Source organism: Microbacterium sp. (genome assembly GCF_031179285.1).
GTDB lineage: Bacteria > Actinomycetota > Actinomycetes > Actinomycetales > Microbacteriaceae > Microbacterium.
On sequence record NZ_JAPSHY010000063.1, the window covers coordinates 1 to 4457 of the forward strand.

General features: G+C 63.9%; 4 protein-coding genes. 2 read left to right on the forward strand and 2 right to left on the reverse strand.

Annotated features, from left to right (window positions below; genetic code table 11):
- Window positions 1-664 (forward strand): DUF3418 domain-containing protein (locus tag RIN18_RS17265; protein WP_309105213.1); only part of this gene is annotated, 664 nt, incomplete at its 5' end.
- A gap of 372 nt (window positions 665-1036) precedes the next feature.
- On the opposite strand, the gene RIN18_RS17270 is transcribed toward RIN18_RS17265, so the two are convergent.
- Window positions 1037-3253 carry a hypothetical protein gene (locus RIN18_RS17270; RefSeq protein WP_309105214.1) on the reverse strand — a complete coding sequence of 739 codons (2217 nt, stop codon included), beginning with the start codon at window positions 3251-3253 and terminating at the stop codon, window positions 1037-1039.
- On the reverse strand, window positions 3250-3717 hold the full coding sequence (locus tag RIN18_RS17275; RefSeq protein ID WP_309105215.1) for a hypothetical protein: 468 nt from the start codon (window positions 3715-3717) through the stop codon (window positions 3250-3252). The genes RIN18_RS17270 and RIN18_RS17275 overlap by 4 nt, the downstream gene beginning before the upstream one ends.
- 371 nt (window positions 3718-4088) lie before the next feature.
- On the opposite strand from RIN18_RS17275, the gene RIN18_RS17280 reads away from it, so the two are divergent.
- Complete coding sequence (locus RIN18_RS17280) at window positions 4089-4439, forward strand: DUF6804 family protein (protein ID WP_309105216.1); 351 nt, start codon at window positions 4089-4091, stop codon at window positions 4437-4439.
- Window positions 4440-4457: the final 18 nt, after the last annotated feature.

The following is a 4457-nucleotide window of genomic DNA, read 5'->3' on the forward strand; positions in this document are numbered from 1 at the left end:
CGCCGAGAAGCTCGCGCTCGGCGCGAGCCCCTACCCCTCGACTGACCGGCTCTTCGACGACCTCATGCTCGCGATCATCGACGCCGAGCTGGGCGCCGAGCCGGGTGCCGAGGCGCCCGCGACGGCGCAGGCGTTCGAGGCGCTGCGCGCCCGCGTCGCCGACGGCCTCGTCGACCGCATGTTCGCGCTCGCGAGCCAGGTGGCGCGCATCCTCACCGCGGCCCGGAACGCCGACCGAGCGATCCGCGAGGGCGCGAGCCTCGCGCACATGGCGGCGCTCGCCGACGCGCGCGCGCACCTCGACCAGCTGATCTTCGACGGCTTCGTGAGCCGCACGGGCCTCGAGCGGCTGCCGCGCCTCGAGGTCTACGTGCGCGCGATCGAGCACCGCGTCAAGCGCCTGCCCGATACCGCCAACCGCGACCGCATCTGGATGAGCGAGGTCGAGCAGGCCGTCGCGCTCTTCCGCGAGGCGGGGGGCACGCTGCCGCTCGCGCCGGCGGTGACGGATGCGGTGGCGGGCTCGGATGCGTCGGCGACGTCCGAGCGCCTCGTCACGGCCCGCTGGCTGCTCGAGGAGCTGCGGGTGAGCCTCTTCGCGCAGCAGCTCGGCACCGCCGGACCGGTCTCGGTGCAGCGCATCCGCAAGGCCCTCGCCCCGTAGTGATTGCGTTGACGGTCGAGCGCACAAAGCCCGCGCCCCCATCTCGACGTCGACAGAAGCGCACGTACGGTGCCGGAAAGCGCGCGAGGGCTACAGACAACGGCCCTTCGACTGACCAACGCTACTTCAGCGAGGGCAACCACGAACTGCCGCGCCTCCTCGCTGCGGTCGACATCGGCCCCACCGTTGCTGCCACCACGCAGGCAGGCAATCGTTTGCGCTGCGGGCTGCGGTCGATGGTTCCTCGTGTACTTGCAACGCGACAGAGTGGTCTGGCCCCAGCTCAGCAGTTCGCGGGGCCCGATGGCACTCATGGGTTGTTGAACACCCTCAGAGCAACTCCCGAGAGGGATGTGGCGTCGGGGCGCTTGTTCATACCCCAAAAGCGGCGAGTACAAGACCTGCCGCAATTGCGACTGTGCCGTCAGACACCTTGTCGATAACCCAGTTTCGGACCTTCGAGAAGTACGTGTGCGCCTCGTCGTGTTCAGACGCTAGTTCCAGTGCGAGGACTTCATCCAGCGTTGCCGCCGTTTCCGCTTGGCCTTCATCCCTGGCGTGGTCAGCAAGCTGTCGGATGGCCTCCGCTACCGCGGGCGCCAATTCCTGCCGCTGGTGGATGTCGCCATCGACTCTGGCTCGGCGACCCATCGCACCGACCTGCCCGTAGTTGTTGTACTCGTCTTGAGCCACGGCAATATTCCCTTGCTGAACGTAGATCATCGGTGCTCCCGTCTGTGACTTCACTACGACGGGGGTGTCGGGAATCGCGGGAGACTCGGAAACGTGCGCCCCGAGCAGCGGCCTCGACTCGCGAATCAGCTCTCCTTGCGAGCCACTCCCGTAGGTGCGGACCACAGCGCTTTGAAGGCCAGTGAGTCGCGGCGGGAGTCGCGGGAAGTAGAAGGCTGGGAACGGGCCCATACTTGCAGGAACCTCGTCCCACACCCGTAACCAAGTTCTCTCGTCGAGAACGGTGGAATCTTCAACGTTCCCTCGGGACGCCCTGGTGATGGCGTCGATATAAGTGTCCGCATCGCCATTGCACAGCGCGATGACGGCACTGAGCCAGTGTGTCGCAGCATTTCTCGCCGCGGAGAGCCCTCTCATTATGTTCGCGGCCTCCTCGAATCGACCAAGACTCAGGCAACAGAAGGCGACCTGTGCGGCAACAGCAGGATCCTTGACTGCGGCTTCACCTACGGTCCGGGCAGCTTCGTAGTCGCCCCGAAGTACGCTCATTAGCATCTCCGCCAAGGGTGCAGACTGCCTCGTCAGGCCGCCGACGCCTCGCGCATACTCGGCGATCTCCGCGAGCCGACCCTCATCTCCGTGATGGAGCGCGAGGAATGAAGCCTCCTCAAGAAGACGGTCGATAACACGTCCAGTACCCCCAGCACGATGCCGGTCCAACATAAGATCGAAAGCGTCAGGAAATTTGCCTGTACGGTCGAGTATGAAAGCCTTCAGACGTGTGAGGTACACGTCATTCGGTTTGGCGATCCGCGGGGCCATCTCGTCGATAAGCCGGAGCGACATTTGAATTTGACCGCGGAGGAACAACTGCTCTGCGACTGCCACGACAACTCGCTCGGGCTCCACTGCGCATGCGCTCAAGGATCTGCGCGCCAGTGCGGCGAGGAAGGCGTCGGTCTCGACGCGTGCGGCGATCCGTGCGTACGCCATCCAGAATGCCAGCGGCGTGCGAACGACAGAAGCAAGTCGAGCGTGTCGGAGCGCAATGATGTCGTCACCTTCCGCCCCTCTCACCTCGAGCAATTGAACGAGTGCCGCACGCAGACTCTCATAGCCCGCATCACCATGGTCGAGCGCCGCAAGGAGTACTGGTATCCGCTCGCGCGCAATGCTCGGGTCCGACAAATCGATCTGCGACCCTCTGTACGTGCGCAGCAACAGTCCACGATACTTACCTGCGATCGCCTCAACCGAATCCCGACGTCCCGCCGCGAGGTAGTGATATCTCGCTTCCACGAAGTAGCCACCAGCCTTGCTCGAATCCCGATAGCTGGGATCGTCGATTCGCTTTGCAAAAAAGTCTGCTGCACGCGCATTAGCGGCAGTGAATCGGCGATCCACTCTTGACAGACGAGCGGCCGTCAACTTTCGCACTACAGGGTTAAGTTCGTACCAAGCATTATTGCGATCGAGGATGAACGACAACGCTAGGCGATTGCGTGCGCTCTCCCAGGTGTGGATCGTTGCGCCCGCTGCCTTGATGGCCTCGACGCGGAAAGGCCGGCGAAAGACCGACAGGTTCTCAGCCAGCGTGACGGACTCCTGATCGAGCCGGCCGAGCGATTGGTTCCAGAACTCGTACTCGAGTCGGGCAGTCAACTGCGGGGAACGCGGCCTGTGACGCAATTCCCAGGACTCGCTGTCGCGATCGATTAGTTCCTCTACGGGCTGTCCGACAAGGCAACCTACGAAGGCACGCATCGCTCGGGGATTGTGACCCAGCCACGCGGATACGTCCAGTATGAGGTCATCGCTAAACTCGTCGAGCTTGTCGCGGTCTCTGAGCATTGTACGCAGGATTGACGCGCCTTGGGCTGGCGCAGGCTGCGTCATAGTTCGATACTGAACCCTCTCCGTCCAATTGTCCTGACTCGGGATCGGGAAGACACAATGCACGCCCGTCCGCTGTGAATGGCGGCAAGTCTTGCCAGTAGCTGGCGAAGTTCTGCCGAGACGACCAACCCATCCGCGTCGAGCTGTGACTCGAAATTATCCAGTACGAGCAGCAAGCCGTCGTTCTGGACTGCGCGAACGATATTTGATTCCAGGTCGGGGCCCTCGCTGACGTTCGCCAAGCCGGCCATTTCAATTTCAGAAAGCACCCCGAGTAGAAACTCCTCATAAAGCGGATGCTCCACCAGCGGAATCATCGCTTTAGGCCCCGGCCAGGCCTTGAAATACTGTCGAAGCGCCGTCGACTTGCCAACGCCAGCGAATCCTTCCACAACCGCTATCGGGAAATCTGGTAGCCAGCGCTCAAAGAGCCACTCCGTGATTTCATGCACGTGATCGCTCACGGAACCTCCAGCTCGTTCAGTGTTGGAGTCAGTATGCCGCAGCAGCGCTTCGAGACCACTTTCGCTGGTTCCGGGACGTCGGCGGCAGTCAAGTCGTTCGACTCCGCACCATCGAGCGAGCCGGACACAGGCATGCCGACGCGAAGTGCTCGAGAGACGCGCGCATGAGGAAGGCGCGCTGGGAGACCGTTAGGGCGGTAGCGCCACCGCGACGGCCCGGTACGCGGGCGTCCGAGCGCGACGGGAAGCGTGCACCGCGGTGGACGCCGTCGCGCCGTCGGTGGTTCCGACCGCAAGCGCCTTACGTCGGGGCGCCGTTCGAGGCACCAGCGTCTACCTCAATACTCCGCACGCCTTAGGTTGGAGGCACCATGGACGAGAACCGCTACGGCCCCGCCTTCCAGCGCAACGCCCTCGCCCCCGGCATGATCGCGGCGCTCGCGCTCGTGGTCTCGCAGCTGTGGCTCGCGGGCGCCTGGGACGAGATCTTCCGCTTCGTCATCTCGATCCTGGCGCTCATCGTCGCCTGGTTCGCCGTGCAGGCGAAGCACTGGTGGTGGGTGCCGGTGTTCGTCGCGATCGCGGTGATGTGGAACCCCGTCGCGCCGTTCTCCTGGGAGGGCGAGACGCTCAGCACCGTCTTCTCCTTGGCGCACTGGGCGGCCGCGGCCGCGTTCCTCGCCGCGGGCCTGCTCATCAAGGTGCCGCGCGACGACCGGTAGCGGCATGCGAGCCGGCCG